This window comes from Longispora albida DSM 44784, assembly GCF_000379825.1.
GTDB lineage: Bacteria > Actinomycetota > Actinomycetes > Mycobacteriales > Micromonosporaceae > Longispora > Longispora albida.
Genome location: NZ_KB903814.1, coordinates 142,051 through 159,453, shown reverse-complemented (window position 1 = coordinate 159,453; position 17,403 = coordinate 142,051). Strand labels below are relative to the sequence as shown.

At 70.7% G+C, this 17,403-nt stretch carries 15 protein-coding genes; 8 read left to right on the top strand and 7 right to left on the bottom strand.

Going from position 1 to position 17,403, the window contains the following annotated elements; translation table 11 throughout:
- Positions 1-5 precede the first annotated feature (5 nt).
- On the top strand, positions 6-1,082 hold the full coding sequence (locus A3G1_RS41115; protein ID WP_018348379.1) for a sensor histidine kinase: 1,077 nt from the start codon (positions 6-8) through the stop codon (positions 1,080-1,082).
- Positions 1,079-1,744: a response regulator gene (locus tag A3G1_RS0105035; RefSeq protein ID WP_018348378.1), complete on the top strand. Its 666-nt coding sequence runs from the start codon at positions 1,079-1,081 to the stop codon at positions 1,742-1,744. Before A3G1_RS41115 ends, A3G1_RS0105035 begins: the two co-directional genes overlap by 4 nt.
- A 305-nt stretch (positions 1,745-2,049) precedes the next feature.
- Here A3G1_RS0105035 and A3G1_RS0105030 read toward each other — a convergent pair whose 3' ends face one another.
- Both A3G1_RS0105030 and A3G1_RS0105025 read right to left on the bottom strand, forming a co-directional pair.
- Positions 2,050-4,041: a galactose-binding domain-containing protein gene (locus A3G1_RS0105030; protein ID WP_018348377.1), complete on the bottom strand. Its 1,992-nt coding sequence runs from the start codon at positions 4,039-4,041 to the stop codon at positions 2,050-2,052.
- Positions 4,042-4,198: 157 nt separating this feature from the next.
- Positions 4,199-4,822, bottom strand: coding sequence for a hypothetical protein (locus tag A3G1_RS0105025; protein ID WP_157640917.1), 624 nt, complete (start codon positions 4,820-4,822; stop codon positions 4,199-4,201).
- A 261-nt stretch (positions 4,823-5,083) separates the two neighbouring features.
- On the opposite strand from A3G1_RS0105025, the gene A3G1_RS38155 reads away from it, so the two are divergent.
- Positions 5,084-5,971 carry a hypothetical protein gene (locus tag A3G1_RS38155; protein WP_018348375.1) on the top strand — a complete coding sequence of 296 codons (888 nt, stop codon included), beginning with the start codon at positions 5,084-5,086 and terminating at the stop codon, positions 5,969-5,971.
- Between the two features lie 249 nt (positions 5,972-6,220).
- On the opposite strand, the gene A3G1_RS0105015 is transcribed toward A3G1_RS38155, so the two are convergent.
- Positions 6,221-7,204, bottom strand: a complete 984-nt coding sequence (locus tag A3G1_RS0105015; protein WP_018348374.1) for a phosphotransferase enzyme family protein — start codon at positions 7,202-7,204, stop codon at positions 6,221-6,223.
- 1,068 nt (positions 7,205-8,272) lie between these two features.
- Here A3G1_RS0105015 and A3G1_RS0105005 point away from each other — a divergent pair.
- Both A3G1_RS0105005 and A3G1_RS0105000 read left to right on the top strand, forming a co-directional pair.
- Positions 8,273-8,914: a hypothetical protein gene (locus tag A3G1_RS0105005; RefSeq protein ID WP_018348372.1), complete on the top strand. Its 642-nt coding sequence runs from the start codon at positions 8,273-8,275 to the stop codon at positions 8,912-8,914.
- Between the two features lie 23 nt (positions 8,915-8,937).
- Positions 8,938-10,212 carry an MFS transporter gene (locus A3G1_RS0105000; RefSeq protein WP_211216223.1) on the top strand — a complete coding sequence of 425 codons (1,275 nt, stop codon included), beginning with the start codon at positions 8,938-8,940 and terminating at the stop codon, positions 10,210-10,212.
- A gap of 2 nt (positions 10,213-10,214) precedes the next feature.
- On the opposite strand, the gene A3G1_RS0104995 is transcribed toward A3G1_RS0105000, so the two are convergent.
- Genes A3G1_RS0104995 through A3G1_RS0104985 form a run of 3 tightly spaced genes read right to left on the bottom strand, consistent with a single transcriptional unit; the run spans position 10,215 to position 12,820 of the window.
- A complete protein-coding gene (locus A3G1_RS0104995) occupies positions 10,215-10,859 on the bottom strand; it encodes a class I SAM-dependent DNA methyltransferase (RefSeq protein WP_018348370.1) in 645 nt (214 codons plus the stop codon).
- Positions 10,856-11,371, bottom strand: a complete 516-nt coding sequence (locus A3G1_RS33200; protein WP_040477659.1) for a HutD/Ves family protein — start codon at positions 11,369-11,371, stop codon at positions 10,856-10,858. Before A3G1_RS33200 ends, A3G1_RS0104995 begins: the two co-directional genes overlap by 4 nt.
- A 30-nt stretch (positions 11,372-11,401) precedes the next feature.
- On the bottom strand, positions 11,402-12,820 hold the full coding sequence (locus A3G1_RS0104985; RefSeq protein ID WP_018348368.1) for an MFS transporter: 1,419 nt from the start codon (positions 12,818-12,820) through the stop codon (positions 11,402-11,404).
- A gap of 328 nt (positions 12,821-13,148) precedes the next feature.
- Here A3G1_RS0104985 and A3G1_RS0104980 point away from each other — a divergent pair, with 328 nt between their 5' ends.
- The 3 genes from A3G1_RS0104980 to A3G1_RS33195 are packed head-to-tail and all read left to right on the top strand — an operon-like array spanning position 13,149 to position 16,368.
- The gene (locus A3G1_RS0104980; RefSeq protein WP_018348367.1) at positions 13,149-13,703 is read left to right on the top strand and encodes an EF-hand domain-containing protein; all 555 of its coding nucleotides are present in this window, start codon (positions 13,149-13,151) and stop codon (positions 13,701-13,703) included.
- A gap of 2 nt (positions 13,704-13,705) precedes the next feature.
- Positions 13,706-14,797, top strand: a complete 1,092-nt coding sequence (locus A3G1_RS0104975) for an alpha-hydroxy acid oxidase (protein WP_245563447.1) — start codon at positions 13,706-13,708, stop codon at positions 14,795-14,797.
- Positions 14,773-16,368, top strand: coding sequence for an FAD-dependent monooxygenase (locus A3G1_RS33195; protein ID WP_018348365.1), 1,596 nt, complete (start codon positions 14,773-14,775; stop codon positions 16,366-16,368). The genes A3G1_RS0104975 and A3G1_RS33195 overlap by 25 nt, the downstream gene beginning before the upstream one ends.
- Here A3G1_RS33195 and A3G1_RS0104965 read toward each other — a convergent pair.
- The gene (locus tag A3G1_RS0104965; RefSeq protein ID WP_018348364.1) at positions 16,353-17,387 is read right to left on the bottom strand and encodes a BUD32 family EKC/KEOPS complex subunit; all 1,035 of its coding nucleotides are present in this window, start codon (positions 17,385-17,387) and stop codon (positions 16,353-16,355) included. The two genes, A3G1_RS33195 and A3G1_RS0104965, sit on opposite strands and share 16 nt — an antisense overlap.
- Positions 17,388-17,403: the final 16 nt, after the last annotated feature.

Here is a 17,403-nt window from a genome sequence, read left to right as displayed (position 1 = left end):
GCGGCATGTTCCGACGGGTACCACGGCAGCTGGGGCTGGCCGGCGGCGCGCTGCTCCTCCTGCTCACCGAGCGGGTGGTCACCGCTGGCGACCTGGCCGGCCGGTGGCCGCTCGCGCTGCTGGTCAGCGTGGCGCTGGCCGGGAGCCTGGGCCTGAGCCGCCGGCTGCCGGTCCTGGCTTACCTGTGCGGCACGGCCGCGCTGCTCGCCGACGTGTGGCTGCTGCCGCCGAGCCTCGTGGCCCCGTACACGAATCTCATGGGGTTGTTCTTCCTCGGCCACTACTCGGCGCGCCGGTGGGCCTGGTGGGGTCCGGTCATCGCGCTGGCGGGCGTGGTGGCCTACTTCGCGCGGTTCGAGGTGATGGCCAGCGCCCCGGCGGGCGTGCTGTTCGTGTGGCTGCTGGCCTGGGCCGCCGGCTACGGGAACGCGCGGCGCAGGGAACAGCTGGAGGCCGAGCGGATCGTGCTCCGCCGCGAGTCGATCTCCGACGAGCGGGCCCGCATCGCCCGCGAGCTCCACGACCTGGTCGGGCACACGCTGAACGTGATGGTCGTGCAGGCCGGAGCGAGCCGCCTGATCCTGGAAACCGATCCCAGCCAGGCCCGCGACCTGCTGCTCAGCGCCGAGCGCACCGGCCGCGAAGCCCTCGACGACCTCGACCGTGTCCTCGGTGTCCTGCGGGCCAGCCCGGACAGCGGCCTGCACCCCGGCCTCGGCGAGCTGCCCCGGCTCGCCCAGCGGATGACCGAGACCGGCCTGGCCGTGACGCTCGACGTCGCCCCCGGCACGGACGGCCTCCCGCACAGCCTCGGCCTGTCGGTGTACCGGATCGTCCAGGAGGCACTCACCAACGCCCTCCGGCACGGCCGGGCCACCACGGCGGCCGTGTCGGTCCGCGACAGCGGGGAACAGCTCGAAGTCGACGTGTCCGACGACGGGCGCGGCCCGCAACCCGGGTACCAGCCGGGCCGTGGCCTGCTCGGCATCACCGAACGCGCGTCGGTCTTCGCCGGCACGGTCGAGCACGGGGGAGGTGAACGGGGCGGGTTCCGGCTGCGCGTGCTGCTCCCGCTGCCGTGACCGCGATCCGGGTACTCCTGGCCGACGACGACTCGCTGATGCGGGCCGGGCTGCGCGCCGTGCTCGGCACAGCCCAGGGGATCGCGGTGACCGGCGAGGCGCGCGACGGGCTGGCGGCAGTCGACAGCTGCCACGAGCTGGTACCGGACGTCGTGCTGATGGACGTGCGGATGCCCGGCGTCGACGGCATCGAGGCCACCCGGCGGATCGTGGCGGCCGGGCTGCCCAGCCGGGTGCTCGTGCTGACCACGTTCCGGCACGACGAGTACGTGTGGGGTGCGCTGCGGGCCGGAGCGAGCGGGTTCCTGCTCAAGCGGTCCTCCCCGGAGCGCCTGATCGACGCGGTGCGGACCGTCGCGGCCGGTGAGGCACTGCTCGACCCGGCCGTCACCCAGGACCTCGTCGAGCACTTCGTCCGCCGCAGCCAGCCGGGGACACCCGGGCCGGGCCAGCTCCTCGCCCGGATCACGCCACGGGAGGCCCAGGTGCTCCGGCTGATCGCGCTCGGCCACTCCAACGACGACATCGCAGCCACGCTCGCCATCGCCGAGTCCACGGCCAAGACGCATGTGAAACGGATCCTCGCCAAGATCGGTGCCAGGGACCGCGCGCAGGCCGTCGTCCTGGCCTACCAGTCAGGCCTCGTCGTACCCGGGTCCTGACCGCCTGCGGGGCGCTGGCGGCCTGGTCCGGACTGGCCAGCCTCCTGCAGAGGATCCCTCCTGGGAAGGGTGTGCCGACTGACTTGGCAGCAACAGTCCGCCTGATCACGAACCGAGGTGCCTGACAGCCCTCGGGTGGCAAACATCGACTTGAGCTGGTCCGCGCCCGTGACCCCGGCTCGGCGCCCGACGTTCCCGATCATGTGGAACGACACCGTTCCCAGCGATGGAAGCCGCGCCGCAAAAGTGAGTGTGTGGCCATCCATAGCGGAGGCCACACACTCGCTCGGATCTGAAAGAAACCGCTACGAGGCGTAGACGCCGAACTCCCAGAACGAGAAGCAGTAGCGGGTGGCCCGTTTGACGCCGTAGAACCGCACCCAGCGTGTGGTGACCGGCTGGAACCGTGCGGTCTCGACGCCGCCGCGTCCGGCGGTGGTCGACCAGGCCGTTTGCCAGGCCTGGCTGGCCTCACTCCACTGCTCGATGCGGTACTCGGACGCGTATGCGGGCTCCCAGTCGATGGTCACCCGGCCGACAGTCTGTTCGGAGCCGAGATCGACATACCACCACTGCCCGTCGTTCCAGGAGCTGGACCACCGGGTGCCGCGGTTGCCGTCGACAGCCTGCGATGGCTGGAAGTTCACGAACGGGTTCCACTCCACCGAACTGGCCGTGGCCGGTTTTCCGCGGGCGAGGTTGGTGCTGAGGCCATGTGCGGCGGTGGCCTCCCAGGTCCTCAGGTACGACTCCGCGCCCCTGGCCATGTCGTTGATGACATCCTGCCCGCCGACCATGCGGACGTCCTCGATCCAGTCCGGGATCAGGCCGTAGTGGGCGGCGCCGTCGACGTTGATGTCCCAGACCCGGTCGCCGGTCTTCTGACGATTCATGAGCGTGGCACCGTCGAAACTGCGATACGGGTAGACGACCGGGTTGGGCGCGCCGGTGCGCGGTCCGGGCCAGCCGCCGACACCGTTCATGTCGGAGCCGAAGCCGTAGCCGACGTTGTACTGGTCACGCAGGGCCTTGTTGCGCTGCCACTCGGCGACGAAGCTCTCCGAGGCGTTGTCGTAGCCGGTGATGAAGCCGCCCAGCTTGTACACCCGCTCAGTCCAGCCCGCGTCCATCCAGCTGTGCGTGGACAGCACGCCCGGGTACTTCTCCGCCTCGAGGATGTCCAGGGTGCGCCCCGCCGCCTTGACGCTCATGTGGTCGATCTCGACCATCATGTGCCGCTCCATCATGCGGCGCAGCGCGTGCTCGCCGAGCCGGGTGAGCCCTCGGGTGTTGCAGCGCTTGGCCGGGTCCTGGGGAATGATCGGGTTGTCCTGCTGCGGACCCGCGCACACCTCGGTGTTCCACGTGGTGGCACAGCAGGAGAACTGGCCGGCCTGGAGGACCTGGCCGATGCTGCCCGAGTCGAAGCGCACGCCGCACAGGCCGTTGTCGAACTTGTGGCACAGGAACATGCTGCGCACGCCGAGCGAGTACAGCTCGCTGATCCCGGCGTCGATCTGCGCTTCGTTGCACTGCGCGACGTCCATGATCATTTTGCAGCCGAAGGGTTCGGAGGTCTCCACCCCGAGGATGACCGCCAGTTTGCCGTCCTTCGCCACCTGGCGGGCCTGCTCCGGGCTGGTGACGATCCGGAAGAAGCCCTTGCCCGGGCCGCCGTAGATACCGTCGATGTAGTCCTGCATCTCCCAGGACTTGCGTGCCTGGAGCCGGATCGCGTCCATCTCGTCGCAGCCGCGGTCCTTCGGCATGATCGGCAGTGCGCACAGGACGCCGTTGGTCACCAGGTCGTTGACCATGACGCGTACCCCGCCGCGCCACGCCCGCTCGATCCAGGCGTAGTAGTTCTGCTGGTGCGTCAGCGACTTGTGGGTCGGCCATTCCTTGAAAGTCGGCCAGCCGACCGGGTCGTGGTGCCCGTCCGGATCGGCGGTGAGGTTCTCGAAGAGGGCGCCCGTGCCGTCGGGGTAGTGCTCGGGGCAGTCCTTCAGCGCGTCGGCGACGCCCGCGGGCGAGAACGCCTTGCCGCAGATCAGCCTGCCGCCGAAGCCCTCGTTGGCGAGAACGTGGTTGTGGCCGTCGACGAAGCCGCGGACCTCCCCGTTCTCGGTGCCGGTGAACGGGGCACCGGTCGCGCCGATCTCGCTGTCGGGACTCGGCCGGTTCGGCGGCTCCCACCAGTTCGGCGCGGCCGACGACGCCGGTGGGGCGCCGACGGTGAGCGCGATGGTGGCCAGCACCGCCACCACGAGTGACAGGACCTTGCGATGCCGTCTCATGTGAACCTCCTGTGCGCGCCCCGCGGTAGGCATTCATCTGGGTGATGGTGACCGCCGGCACATACGCGAGTCAAGCTCATGTTTTTCCCGTGCCGCTCCACGCCGCCGAAGAGCTGCCAGCGGTCCAGGTCAATGGCCTGATTCCGGCGATGCTCCATCAGCCGGCGATCACTCCCCTGTGGAGACCGGCCGGCGAATCGATGGTGTTGATCGCTTGTCCCTCATCCACCAGCGGTGCGCTGCCCTCAGGCGAGGGGCTGCCGCCCGCGTTGACGTGCCGGATGAGTTCGCGCATGTCCACGCGCCCGACCATGTCGCTTCCCTGTCCGTCCGCGCGAACCACGGACTGCGGTACGCGTGTGGCCAGCTCGTGGAGCTGCTGTTCGTCCTGCGGCGACAGAAACCCTGTGTCGCCGTCGAAGACGAAGCCGGCCTCGATGGCGCCCGCGTCGAAACCGTGCATGGTGTTGACCACAAGGCAGGCACGCAGTGTGCCGCTGACTCCGAGAGTGCCCGCCTGGTAGGAACCGTAGACGAGCTGGGCGTCGACATCGCCGGCCAGCACGTTGCCCTCGCTCCACACGGAACGCGCGATCAACGTGCCGGCCACGATGACGTGGGCCGTCTCATCGGCGCTGACCGCCGTCGCGTGAAGGTCTCCGAGGACAATCAGCGCCTCCCCGTTGTACATGTCGACATGGCTACGCCACCTCGCCGCGACGGGAATCGGATCGCCGCGACCGGAGTTGGTGCGGGCGATAGCCGTTTCAGGAGGGGTCATGCGAGCGATTCAGGTTCCGAGGTGGGCGGTCCCGAGGTACTGCCGCTGGTCGATGCTGACCGGCTGGTGCCAGGTCCCGGCCAGGCGGTCGCGGTGTCGCCAGCCTCGATCCTCTGGAGTACAGGCGCTTCGGTCACCGGGCGCGCCGTGTCGCCCAGGTTCACCTTCCGGCACCGCCCAGGCGGCAGTGCTGGCCGGGTCTGGCCTCGGCGAGGCATGGCCCGGGGCCGCTGGGGCGCGCCTGGGTGGTTACCGTAGGTCGTGAGCGAAAACGAGCAGGCCAGGGTGTCCACGTCCCCGATTGGCAGTCACCGGTCCGCAGAGCGGCTGTCGGAGCGCACCGGGCTGCGAGTCAAGCCGAGTGACATCGACGACCTGGTGGCGGCCGGTGTGCTCACCCCGACCGGTGAGCACAGGGGCTTCCCGATCTTCCGGCTGAATGATCTCGACCGGCTCACGAAGGAAGCGATCGCGGAGGTCGTGGAGCGCCGGCAGGCCTGGCGGGCGGAGAGCAAGTCGGCGAGCGGCGCACTGGAGCTGCTGGGCTGGAACAGGGAGGACTTCCAGCGGATCACCGCCGAGAAGGGCATCACGGCTGGCCCGCTCGGCAGGTACGCCCTTGTGGACCTTGAGGCTCTGGCCGCCGAGCCCGTCGACGTCGCCGGCCCGATGGTGACACTCGACGGTGCCGCCGAGCGGCTGGGTGTGCGTCGTCTCGACCTGGATTTCTGCGTCGCGGCTGGCTGGCTCCGTCCGCACATGGAGCGGACCGCCGCCGCAGGCCGGTCGAAGGGCGCGACGGTCGCGGTGCCCATGTTCCTGGTGTCGGACGTCGACGCGCTGCTCACGATCTACGGCGTTGACTGGGCCGAGGTCCGGGCCGCCGGGCCCGGGCTGTCGCCTCTTGCCGAGGCGACCAGGTTCCCGGTGGCCCGGGCCTCGGCGGTCCGTAAGTTCTGTGCGGACTACGCCGACTACTACGGCGTGGAACTGCGGGCGCAGTGGGAGCCGGAGACGGATCTGTGGGTCCTCGACTGGGACCGGGACGCGGCAGGGGAGCCGACGGTCGCGCAGGTGGAGTGGGCGATCGGCCGGCACTCGGTCCAGGACTACTGGACGGACCTCGAACTCCGCGACCGCCCTCGTTGATGGTCGCCGATGTGTGAGCGGATCGCGCGGCAGGGCGGCGCATTCTGTCCTTGAACAGGCGACTACAACCGGGTGGCGATCGGGCCAGGCGCAGTGGTGACAACTGCTGTGCCTCGTACCTGCTCTGCTCAGGCTCCTGCCCAGTTGGCAGCGAGGCCTCGTCGTCCTCTGCGGCGACGCTGGCTACCCCGTTCGAAGCTCGCTGTGGCGGCGGCTCGGCAGTACCAAGGCGCGTGACCGGCGAAGCGATCACAGGAGTTGGTCGGGTGACCGCTGAATCCAGCCCATCGTCCGGTCCATCCCAGCGGCAAACGCCGGGTTGACCTGTGCCATACCCGCGAACCACAGCCCGAACCCCACATGCCGCGTGGCGAGGAAATCGTCCAGGTGCGTGAGATCGGGCGGTTCGCGGCGCTGGCTGTAACCCTCTATGAGCGCCGCACGCAGCTCTTCGTAGTCTGGCCGGTCCCGGTACTCCCACAACGGCACCGCGAGGTCATAGAGCCAGTACCCGAATCCGCAGTCGTCGAAGTCGATCAGCCGCACCACGTCACCGTCGAAGAGTGCGTTCTCGAGGTGCAGATCCGCATGGATCAGCCCGAAGGCGCCCGGCGCCGAACCCAGAGACGCCATGACAGCGCGCATCCGGGACGCGACCTCGCTGAACTGGGTGCGCACGGCCGCCGGTAGCAGGTCCCAGCACCCGGCCGCGGACACGCCACCGTACTCCATCGTGTCGCCGAAGAAGGTTTCCCAGTCCCAGCGCATCCGGGTGAAGCCCTGCGGGGGTACCCATCCCGAAGCGTGCTCATGCAGGCGGGCGAGGACGCCGCCAAGGCGCCGGAAGTGCACGGGACGCGGGTTCGCCGCCCGCATTCTCCCTTCCTGCCAGCCGAGAAGCGAGCAGACCCGGCCGTCGGCGGCGGCCGTCGGCCGCCCGCCGCGGGTGTGGATGGGCTCCGGCACGCTGAGGTCGGTGTCCGCCCGCAACGCGGCCAGCCAGGCCAGCTCCGACCGCACGGCGGCGTGCGAATCGACGCCGGGGCCGTGCCTGTTGGGCCGGTGCACGCGCATCAGGTACCGGCCGCCGCCGGAGTCCACCCGGAACGTGGTGTTCTCGCCGTGCGCGATGAACGTCAGGTGGGGATCGGTGACCGGGTAGTCCGCGAGCGCTCGCACGGCGGTACGCCGGATGCGTGCGACCTGTGCGCGCTTCGACACGAGCTCAGCCATCCGCGCAGCGTATCGACGGTAATGCATCTTATGCCAACGCAATTCGAGCGACCCACGCCGGAAAGCGGGCGAGCAGGCTCATGCTTACCTTTCGAGTAAGCCCAGATGCCCGCCGGTGAACGCCTGCCGAACCGTGCCGCTACGCGAAGCCTGGGCGCCACTAACGGCTTCGCAGCGCTGAGGATCGAGGCTGGCGACACCGTCGGCAACAAGCTGGAGCAGCAGGTGATCCCCTCCTGCCGGCTCACACAGCCCTGCCCGCCGAGGGGGCTCGGCCGCGAGACCGGGCCCCTCCCAGCTCTGCGCTGCTGGAACTCGCCACCGAACTGGTCACCCAGGCTGCCGCCGACGACACCCGCCCGATCCCGGTGCTCCTCGACCTCGCCGACTGGTCGGCGTCCCGGATCAAGGTCCGCTGGACGCCGCCGGTCTGGCTGACCCGGCGCGGGTTCCTCCTCGCCTGGCAGAAGCGGCGTGAGGCCAAGGCCGCCTCGGACGAGTTCGTCGGGCTGCTGGTCCGGCAGCTCGAACGCCGGTACCGCATTCCGGAGGCGAGCGGCCGGGCCTGGCTCGCGGCTGGCAGGCTCACGCTGCTGCTCGACGGGCTGGACGAGGTCGCACGCGAGGACCGCGAATGGTGCGTGCACGAGCTGAACCTGCTCCAGCACCAGTTCGAGGTGCCGCAGATGGCGGTGTGCAGCCGGCTCGCCGACTACGAGGCGCTGCGGGCCCGGCTCCGGCTCTACGGCGCGGTCCGGATCAAGCCGCTCAGCAGGGAACAGGTCCTCGGCTTCTTCGCGCTGAGCGGCGACCGGCTGCACGGCGCCGCCGAGGCGCTCGACGGCGACCCCGAGCTGTGGGGGCTGCTCACGTCCCCGCTCAACATCATGACGCTGGCGTACGCCGACCGGGACACCGCGATCCTCGACGCCCCGGGCGAGACGGCGGGGCGCAGGAAGGCACTGTTCGACGCGTACATAGTGGAGGTTCTGGCCCGCCGCCGCACGCCGGCCGGCCGCACCGGGGCGTGGGAGTGCGTGCGTGGCCTGCAACTCCTGGCCTGGTCGGGTGGCGATCCTGGCCATGACCCTGCCGCTGCTGGCCCTGGTCCTGGTGAAGTTCGCCGACGACGAGGGTGCCGGTGCCTACCTGCTGTTCGTCACGGTGCTGGTCCTGCCGCTGTTCACGTTCACCGGCTGGGTGATCTGGGCCGACGGGCCGAGAGGCTGGCTCGTCCTCGCCTGGGCGGCAGGCCTCGGCTTCGGGCTGCTGCTCGGGATCAGCCTCGCGCTCAAGGCCTCGGCCAGCGCGTGGTGGGTCAGGCCGATGAACGGCGTCGGCGTCCGCGCCGTGTTCCTCCTCGCCGTCGCGGCCACCGCCGGGATCACAGCCTCGTTCGTGACGCTGGCGACGGTGCTGGAGACGTGCGGCGGGCTGGCCTTCGGCGTGATCACCGGCATGGTGTTCGGCGACGTGCTGCACCCGGTACTGGTCAGGCCGCTCGCGATGTTCGCCCTCGGGCTGGTCGGCGAGCCCCGGCCGTGGCGGCAGGAGTTCCTCACGTTCGCCGTGGACCGCAGCCTGCTGGCCAGTGTGGACAACGAGTACCGCTTCGTGCACCTGCTGATCCGCGACCACCTGATCCGGTGTGACCCCAGGGCGCTGGCTGGCGCCGTCTGCGACCGTGAGCGGGAACTGGCCGCCCGCTGACCTCCCGCATAGACTCATCGACTTTGGGTGATCAACGGGGGCTGGCGATGAACGGTGACTTCCGCAGACTCTGGGCGGGCACGGCGGTCAGCCAGTTCGGCAGCGCGGTGGGCTCGGTGGCGATGCCGATCGTCGCGGTCACCGAGCTGGGCGCGTCGACGCTGGAAGTATCGGTACTGGCGGCCGTGACAGCGGTGACGGTGCTGGCACTCGCCTTCCCGGTGGGCGGGGCTGTCGAGTTCCGCCGGAAACGGCCGGTGCTGATCGGCTCCGACATCCTCCGTTTCGCCGCACTGCTCAGCGTGCCCGTGGCCGCGTGGGCCGGCGTGCTCAGCTACGTCCAGCTGTGCGTGGTGGCCGCTCTGAACGCTGTCGGTGTGGTCGCGTTCGACGCCGGGGCTCAGGCGCACCTGAAGGACCTGATCCTGCGCCCGGCCCGGGAGCCTGCGGCACTGGCCGGCCAACGGTCGCCGGAGCCCGAGCCGGGCACGGCGGCCGGTCGGCTGGCCGAGGCCAACGGCCGGCTCGAATCGACCCGCTGGGTGAGCGTGTCGGCTGGTTCCGCGCTGGGTGGCGCGCTCGCCGGGTTGTTCACCGTGTTCGGCGCGCTGCTGATCGATGCCCTGTCGTTCCTGGCCAGCGCCGCCGCCGTCCGGTCGATCCGCCGTCCCGAACCGGCACCCCCGGCCCCGGCCACACACGAGTCCCGCTGGGCGACCCTGACCGGTGGGCTGCGCTTCGTCAGCGGTCACCGGGTGCTGCGCCGGCACTTCGCGAGCTGGATCCTGTTCGCCGGCGCCGTCATGATGTCGGCACCACTGATCACTGTGTACTATCTGCGCGAACTGCGCTTCACCCCGCTGGAGTTCGGCCTGGTCATGGCGCTGCCCTCCCTGGCGGGGCTGGCCGGCGCGCGGCTCGCGCCCCGGCTGGCCACCCGGCTCGGCGCGGTCCGGTCGATCTGGTGGACCAGCATGGCGCGCGGACCCTGGCAGTTCCTCATCCCGCTCGCGGTGCCGGGCCGGGCCGGCTGGGTGATGTGCCTGGTGGCCTTCACCGGCGTGCTGTTCTTCGCCGGCATGGTCAACACGTCGATGTCGACATACCGGCAGCTCGCGACGCCCGACGACCTCATGGCCCGGGTGTCGAGCCTGTGGGGCTTCACGCAGTCGGCGGCCCAGCCGGTGTTCATCCTGGCCGGTGGGCTGATGGCGACAGTCCTCCCGGTCCGGGCGGTGCTGCTGGCCGGCGCGGTGCTGTACTGCGCGTCAGCGGTGATCCTGCCCCGCTCGGAGTGAGGTCAGGCCGCTGCCTTCGCGAAGATGATCGCCCCCGGCATGTCGCCGTCCAGCCCCAGCAGCATCGTGGTCTCGACCGTGAACCCGGCCGCACGCAGCCAGGCCGTCACCTGGTCCGGCTGGCGGCGGTGGACGTACACCTTCATCGGGTGGCCGCCGTAACCCTCGGTCTTGAGCCGCGTCTCGTCGCCAGTGTGGAAGCCGGCCAGCAGCGGGGCACCCGGGCGCAGCACCCGGTGGAAGTGGCCGAGCACGCCGGGGACCAGCTCGTCGGGTACGTGGATGAGGGACCAGAAGGCGATCAGGCCCGCGACCGAAGCGTCATCGAGCCGCAGGTCGGTCATGGAACCGGTCTCGAACCGCAGGCCGGGGTGATCGCGCCGCGCCACCTCGATCATCGCGGGGGAGAGGTCGATCCCGAACGCGTCGAGCCCGAGCCCGCGCAGGTGAGCGGTGATGTGCCCCGGGCCGCAGCCGATATCCGCCACGGGACCGTCGCCGCCTGCGCGCACCTGGTCGGCGAACAGCGACAGGGCGGCGAGCATGTACGGCAGCTGGTCGAGGTAGCCGCGCATCTTCTCCGCGTAGCTGGCAGCGACCGTGTCGTACGACGTGCGGGTGTCGGCCAGCCAGTCTCCGGCACTCACGGCTGCGTGTCCCCGGCCAGGGCCGTGATCCGCACGACGGCCGCGGCTCCGTCCACAGTGAACTCTTCGCCCTGGTCGAGGAGCACGGCGTCGTAGCCGTCCATGACGACGATCAGCGCGGGGCCGGCCACCGGGCCGCCTGGCACGAACTCGACGGCAGGCTCATACTGGCCGCGCCGCGTCATCACATTGAAGTCGACCAGGGGGCCGCCGAGCAGCTCGCAGCCGGTGACGGCCTCGCCGGGGAACGCGAACGGCTGGTACCGCTCGCTGATCACCGTCCGCACGCCGTCCACGGTGAGCGCCATCCCCGGGCCGTCCACCACCGTGATCACGCGGTCGATGCCGGGGAACGCCGAGAACGGGCCGCTCGCGGCGACGTCGGCCAGGCTGACCCGCCAGCCGAAGTCGTCCAGCCCCGTACCGTCCGGCCCGCTGGCCACCTCACGGGTCACCCCGCCACCGTTCTTCCAGGGGGTGGCGGGGCGATCGGCAGCAGGCAGAAGTTTCACGGGCAAGAGCCTAATGGGCCGGAGCCCCGGCTACTTCGCGCCTCCCGGTGCCTTCGGGAGGAACTGCACGAGGACGACGACCAGGGCGCTGACCCCGAGGAAGTACACCAGGCTGTCGCTGAACGCCCTGGCGAGGTCGGTGTGCGCGTAGAAGATGACACCAGCCACGGCCACGCCCAGCGCCGCGCCGATCCACACGCTCGTGGTCAGCACACCGGAAGCCGCGCCGGCGTGCTGTGGCTTGAGCCGGGACAGCACGGTCTGGGCGAGCGGGGCGACGGCGAAGCCCATGCCGGCTCCGTCGATCACGAGCGCCGGCAGCAGCCAGGCGATGTTGCCCGTCGTGCCGATCTGGCTGACCGTCACCAGCATCAGCGCCAGCCCGATCACGCGGAGCACGCCACCGAGCGCGATCACCTGCCGGCCGAGCCGCATCGCGACAGCCCGGGCCGCCATCGCCGTGGCCATGTACCCGGCGCCGATCGCCACGAAGATCAGGCCGGCCCCGAGGGCGCCGATGTTGTGCCCGAACTGGACGTACACGGCGAACAGCAGGAAGAACGAGGCCTGGCCCGCGTAGAAGACCACCTGGGTCGCCAGCCCTGCCGTGAAGGCCCGCTCCCGGAACAGCCCCAGGTCGACGAGGGGGAACCCGCCGCGCCTGGTGTATGCGTTCTCGAACACGGCGAAGATGGCGAACAGCGGCAGTGCGGCGGCCAGCAGCAGCCAGGCCCAGGCCGGCCAGCCCTCCTGCCTGCCCTCGATCAGCGGCAGCACGACGGCGACCAGTGCGGCAGTCACCAGGATCATGCCGCCGAAGTCGAGCCGGGGCTTGCCGGGCGCCTGCGACTCCGGGATGAGCCGGGGAGCCAGCGCGAGGGCCGCGATCCCGATCGGCACGTTGATGAGGAAGCAGGCCCGCCAGCCGGAGCCGAAGAGGTCAGCCTGGATCAGCAGGCCGCCGATGAGCTGGCCGAACACGGCCGAGACGCCCTGGACGACGCCGTACACGTTGAAGGCCTTCGCCCGCTGCTCCCCGTCGAACGTCGTGGTGATGATCGACAGGACCTGCGGGGACATCAGCGCGCCCGACAGCCCCTGCACGACCCGCGCCCCGACCAGGAACCCGGGATCCTGGGCCAGCCCGCACGCCGCCGACGACAGCGTGAACAGCACCATGCCGGTCATGAACATCCGCCGGCGGCCGAAGATGTCGCCGAGCCGCCCGCCGATGATCAGGCCCGCCGCGTATGCCAGCGCGTACCCGGCGACGACGAACTGGATCGACGCCGCGCTCGCCTTGAGGTCGCGCTGGATGGACGGCACGGCCACGTTGACGATGAAGAAGTCCAGCACGCTCATGAACGTGGCGGCGAGCAGCACCAGCAGCGTGCCCCGGTAGGGCCGGGCGGTGGCCGGTGCGACGGAGGCGGTCGCGGACGTACTCATGCGCAGGCTCCTCGGATGGCGCGGACCGGCCTGCCGGAGGTTCGGGGGCAGCGTCGGCTGAGTGGGCGGAATGTCGCACCTGGGAGCGTACCGGTAACACCAGTAAAAGCGGAAGACTGGTTTTCGAGACCCGCACACAGCCGGCGTGCGCGGGGAGATCACGACAACGGCGGGTCTACGGTGGATCTTCGCGAGGCCCGGATACCCCGGCGGCCGGCCAGCGCCTGACGCGTTCCGGCGTGGCCGTCCGAGGGTCACCGGTATCGTATGAAGCGACATTTGCTGCGCATCGCCCCCCGCATGGATCGCCGTGATGAGGGGTGGCGTGATGTCCGCAGTGGCGCCGGATTTCCTGGTTCGCAAGCTCGACAAGCGTTTCGACATGCTCGACGCCGATGGCAGCGGCTACCTGGAGGCCGCTGACTTCCAGTCGATCGCCCGCCGGTTCCTGGCCTATTTCTCCGTACCGGACGACAACGAGCGGGCCCAGGCTGTGCTGTCGGCCTACGAGGAACTGTGGACCGCGCTGAGCGGGGCGGACGCCGACGGCGACGGCAGGATCGTGCGGCAGGAGTTCCGTGATCGCCTGCTGTCCGCCGACTTCCAGGAGGGCGACGCGGTCGAGGCGACGTTCGGGAGAGTCGTCGCGGCCTGCAACGTCATCACCGATGTCGACGGTGACGGACTGATCAGCTATCCCGAGTTCCGGCACCTCCCGGGACTGGCCGAGCTGACGGAGGACGAGTGCCGTTCGGCCTTCGGCCGGATGGACCGTGACGGTGACGGCGGCCTGAGCGTCGAGGAGATCAAGCGCGGCGTCGCCGAGTTCTACACCAGCTCGGATCCCGACGCCCCCGGCAACTGGATGTTCGGCAAGGTCTGACCGTGCGGCCGACGACTGTGGCCGGGTACGAAGCGCTGGCCAGAGCGGTGACGCCCCCGGCGGTGTGGGACTACATCACCGGCGGCGCTGGCGGGGAGAGCACACTGCGCGGCAACCTGGCCAGCTTCGCCGGTCTGTGGCTGGCTCCGAGAGTGCTGGCCGATGTCTCGGCGGTCACAGCCGCCACCAGTTTCGCGGGCACTCAGGTGGGCCTGCCGGTAGGGATCGCGCCGCTGGCCTATCACACCATGGTGCATCCGGACGGGGAACTGGCCGTGGCCCGCGCAGCCAGCCGGCACGGGGCACTGATGGTCGTCAGCATGTACGCCGGGCACACGCTGGAAGACATCGCCGTCGCTGCGGGCGGCAGTCCACTGTGGCTGCAGGTTTACCCGCTACGGGACCGGGATCTGGTCGCGGGCCTCGTCGCGCGGGCCCAGGCCGCCGGCTACCGGGGAGTGGTGCTGACCGCCGATTCCCCGGTGCACGGGGTACGGCCACGCGACCGCGCGCACCGGTTCCAGCAGCCGTTCCCTGCGGCGGCGGTCAACCTGGGCGCGCAGTCCCCAGCTGCCGCGCCGACACTGAAACAGCTCCTCGACGCCGGGCTCGACCAGACGACGACCTGGCGGGACCTGGACTGGTACCGGGGACTGAGCTCCCTGCCGCTGATCCTGAAGGGAGTGCTGACCGCCGCCGACGCGGTACGGGCAGCGGATGCGGGTGTGGACGGGGTCATCGTGTCCAACCACGGTGGCCGGCAGCTCGACGCCGCGGTACCCGCGCTGCTGGCACTGCCCGGCATCGCCGCAGCGGTGGCCGGCCGGTGCGACGTGTATGTGGACGGTGGCGTGCGCACCGGTTCCGACGTGGTGAAGGCACTGGCGCTGGGAGCGCGAGGCGTCTTCGCTGGCCGGCCGGTGCTGTGGGCGCTGGCGGCCGGCGGCGAGGACGCGGCGGGACACCTCCTGGAGATGATCAGCGAGGAACTGCTGACCGCGCTCGCGCTGTGCGGATGCTCCGGACCTGACGACCTGGACCGGAGCCTGATCGTGGCGGAGACCGGGACGTGGGCACGGCTGCTCGCCCGGTGATCATCGCCGGGGCGGGGCCCGTCGGCCTGACCACCGCCCTGCTGCTCGCCCGGCACAAGGTGCCGGTGGTCATCCTGGAGGCCCGCACCGGGCCCAACACGGAAGGGTCCCGCGCCATCGCGTTCCAGCGCGACGTGTTCGACATCTTCGACCGGGCCGGCTGCGCGGGGCGGATCCTGGCGCACGCGACGCCGTGGGGGACCGGCCGGACCTACTACCGGGGTCAGGAACTGCGCGCCGTCACATACCCCGATCCCGGCGACAGCCCGTTCCCGCCGTGGGCCAACATCTCCCAGACCGAGGTCGAGGCAGCGCTGCGGGACCGGGCCGCACGGGAACCACTGATCGAGCTGCGCTGGGGCGAGCCGGTGGCCGACGCCACGATCAGCCCGGACGGCGTGCTGGTGGACACCGGCACCCGGGTACTGGCGGGCAGCCACCTGATCGGAGCCGACGGCGCGCACAGCACGGTCCGCGACGTCGCCGGAATCGGCTTCGAAGGCCGGTCTTATCCCGACAGGTTCCTCATCGTCGACCTGCGTGCCGACCTGCCGTTCCCCCGCGAACGCCGCTTCCACTTCGACCCGCCGTTCCACCCGGGACGGCAGGTGCTCATCCACCAGTGCCCGGAAGAGACCTGGCGCGTCGACTGGCAGGTCGAACCCGGCTTCGACCTCGCGGCCGACCGGGCCAGCGGGCGGTTCGACCAGCGGGTCCGCGCCGTGATCGGCGACCGGCCGTACGAGGTGCGGTGGGCCAGCGTCTATCACGTCGAACAGCGCCTGGCACCGTCCTTCGCCCGGGACCGCGTGGTCTTCCTGGCTGGCGACGCCGCGCACCGGTTCATCCCGCACGGTGCCAGGGGCCTGAACTCGGGCCTGCAGGACGCGGACAACCTTGCGTGGAAACTCGCCCTCACCTGGCATGGACAGGCCCCCGCCGCCCTGCTCGACAGCTACCACGCCGAGCGTCACCCTGCGGCGCTGGAGAACCTGCGCGTCACCAACGGCACGCTGCGGTTCCTCATCCCGCAGACCGTGGCCGACCGCCAGCACGCGCACGACACCCTCGAACGCGCACTCACCGACCCCGCCGCCCGCGACGCCGTCAACTCAGGGAACCAGGCGGAACCATACTGGTACCTCCACTCGCCCCTGACCACGCCGCCCGACCACCCCGGTGCCTTCGACGAACGGCCGCTGGCCGCGCGGCCGCCGGTGCCAGGCGTCCTCTGTCCCGATGCCCCGTGCCAGGCGGGAGGCCGCCCCACCCGGCTGCGGCAGCTGATCGGCACAGGTTTCCTCCTGCTGCTGGCCGACCCGGCCCGCCTCACGGAAGCCCGCCACGCGGCCGGCCCCGCGACCCGGGTGCACGCCCTGCCCCACCTCGACGACGACGGCCGGATCGCCGCTCTGCTCTCCGCCACTCCCGGCAGTGCGCACCTCATCCGCCCCGACGGGCACATCGCGGCCGTCCTGCCCACTGCTGACACGGAGCAGATCACGGCCGCCATCCACCGAGCTTGCGGAGCACCTCAGTTCACCGAAAGTGAGGGTCAGCCGGGCCGGTGACCAGCCTGGGCGGCCCCAGGCACCCGGGCAGCGAGGTGGTGTTCGACCGCAGTGGCCGGGAACTCCGCTGCCGGGTTGCCGCCGAACACCTGCCAGTAGAAGTCGTTCATCACCGTCGTCAGTGGCGCGTGCCGCATGATCATCGCGGCGACGTCGTCCGGTACGCCGGTGGGCTCGTGCCCGGCGGCGACCCGCCGCACGTAGGCGTAGCGTTCGGCTGTCGTGGTGCCCGCCGGAGCGCCGACCACCGTCCTGACCAGCCAGTTGACCAGGCACATCGTCACGTACCCCTCGTCGTGCCCGGCGTTGCGGGCCGCGAACTCCCGCTCCGTGGCCGACAGCTCGAAGGCCGGGGAGGTGGCCAGCCCGAGGTCGCCGAACAGCAGCCGGTTGCCGTCGGTGAGCACGTTGCGGAAGTGCGGGTCGAAGTGCAGGAGCCCGCTGGCCCGCATGAACGCGGTACCGGCCAGCAGCTCCCGCTCGACCAGCTGGAGATCGGGCGCGCCGGCCGCCAGCCACTCGTCGAGGTTGTGCGGCACGTACTCCAGGAACAGCGCCACACTCCACGTTGCTCCGGCCAGGGCCTCCAGCCGCCTCCGCACGGCTGGCGACCCGTCCCACAGGCTGGCGACGGCCTCGATGTCAGCGTGCTCCTCCGGGACTGAGGGAGCACCGGGGAGCACACGCCAGTGGTACAGCAGAGGAAAGCTTCTGGTTTTTCCGGCCAGGACCCAGCCGGTCGTCAGCCGGTGCGCAGCCAGCTCGCGCCAGGCGCCGAATCCGGCTCCGCCGACGCCATATTGGCAGTGTGGCGGCAGGCCGAACAGGTTCGCCGTGGACTGGGGGTGGAAGCGTTCCAGGTCGGTGAGCGGGATGCGCTTGACGAACACGGGCACGCCGTCCACGTCGGCGACGCCGGAAGCGCCGCCGATGCCCAGCACGGCCGCGTTCTGGACGAGCAGGCCGAGCTGCTCGTCGCTCGCCGAGGCCAGCGCCTGCGAGATCTTGGTGAAGGACATGCCGTGAAAGGTAGCG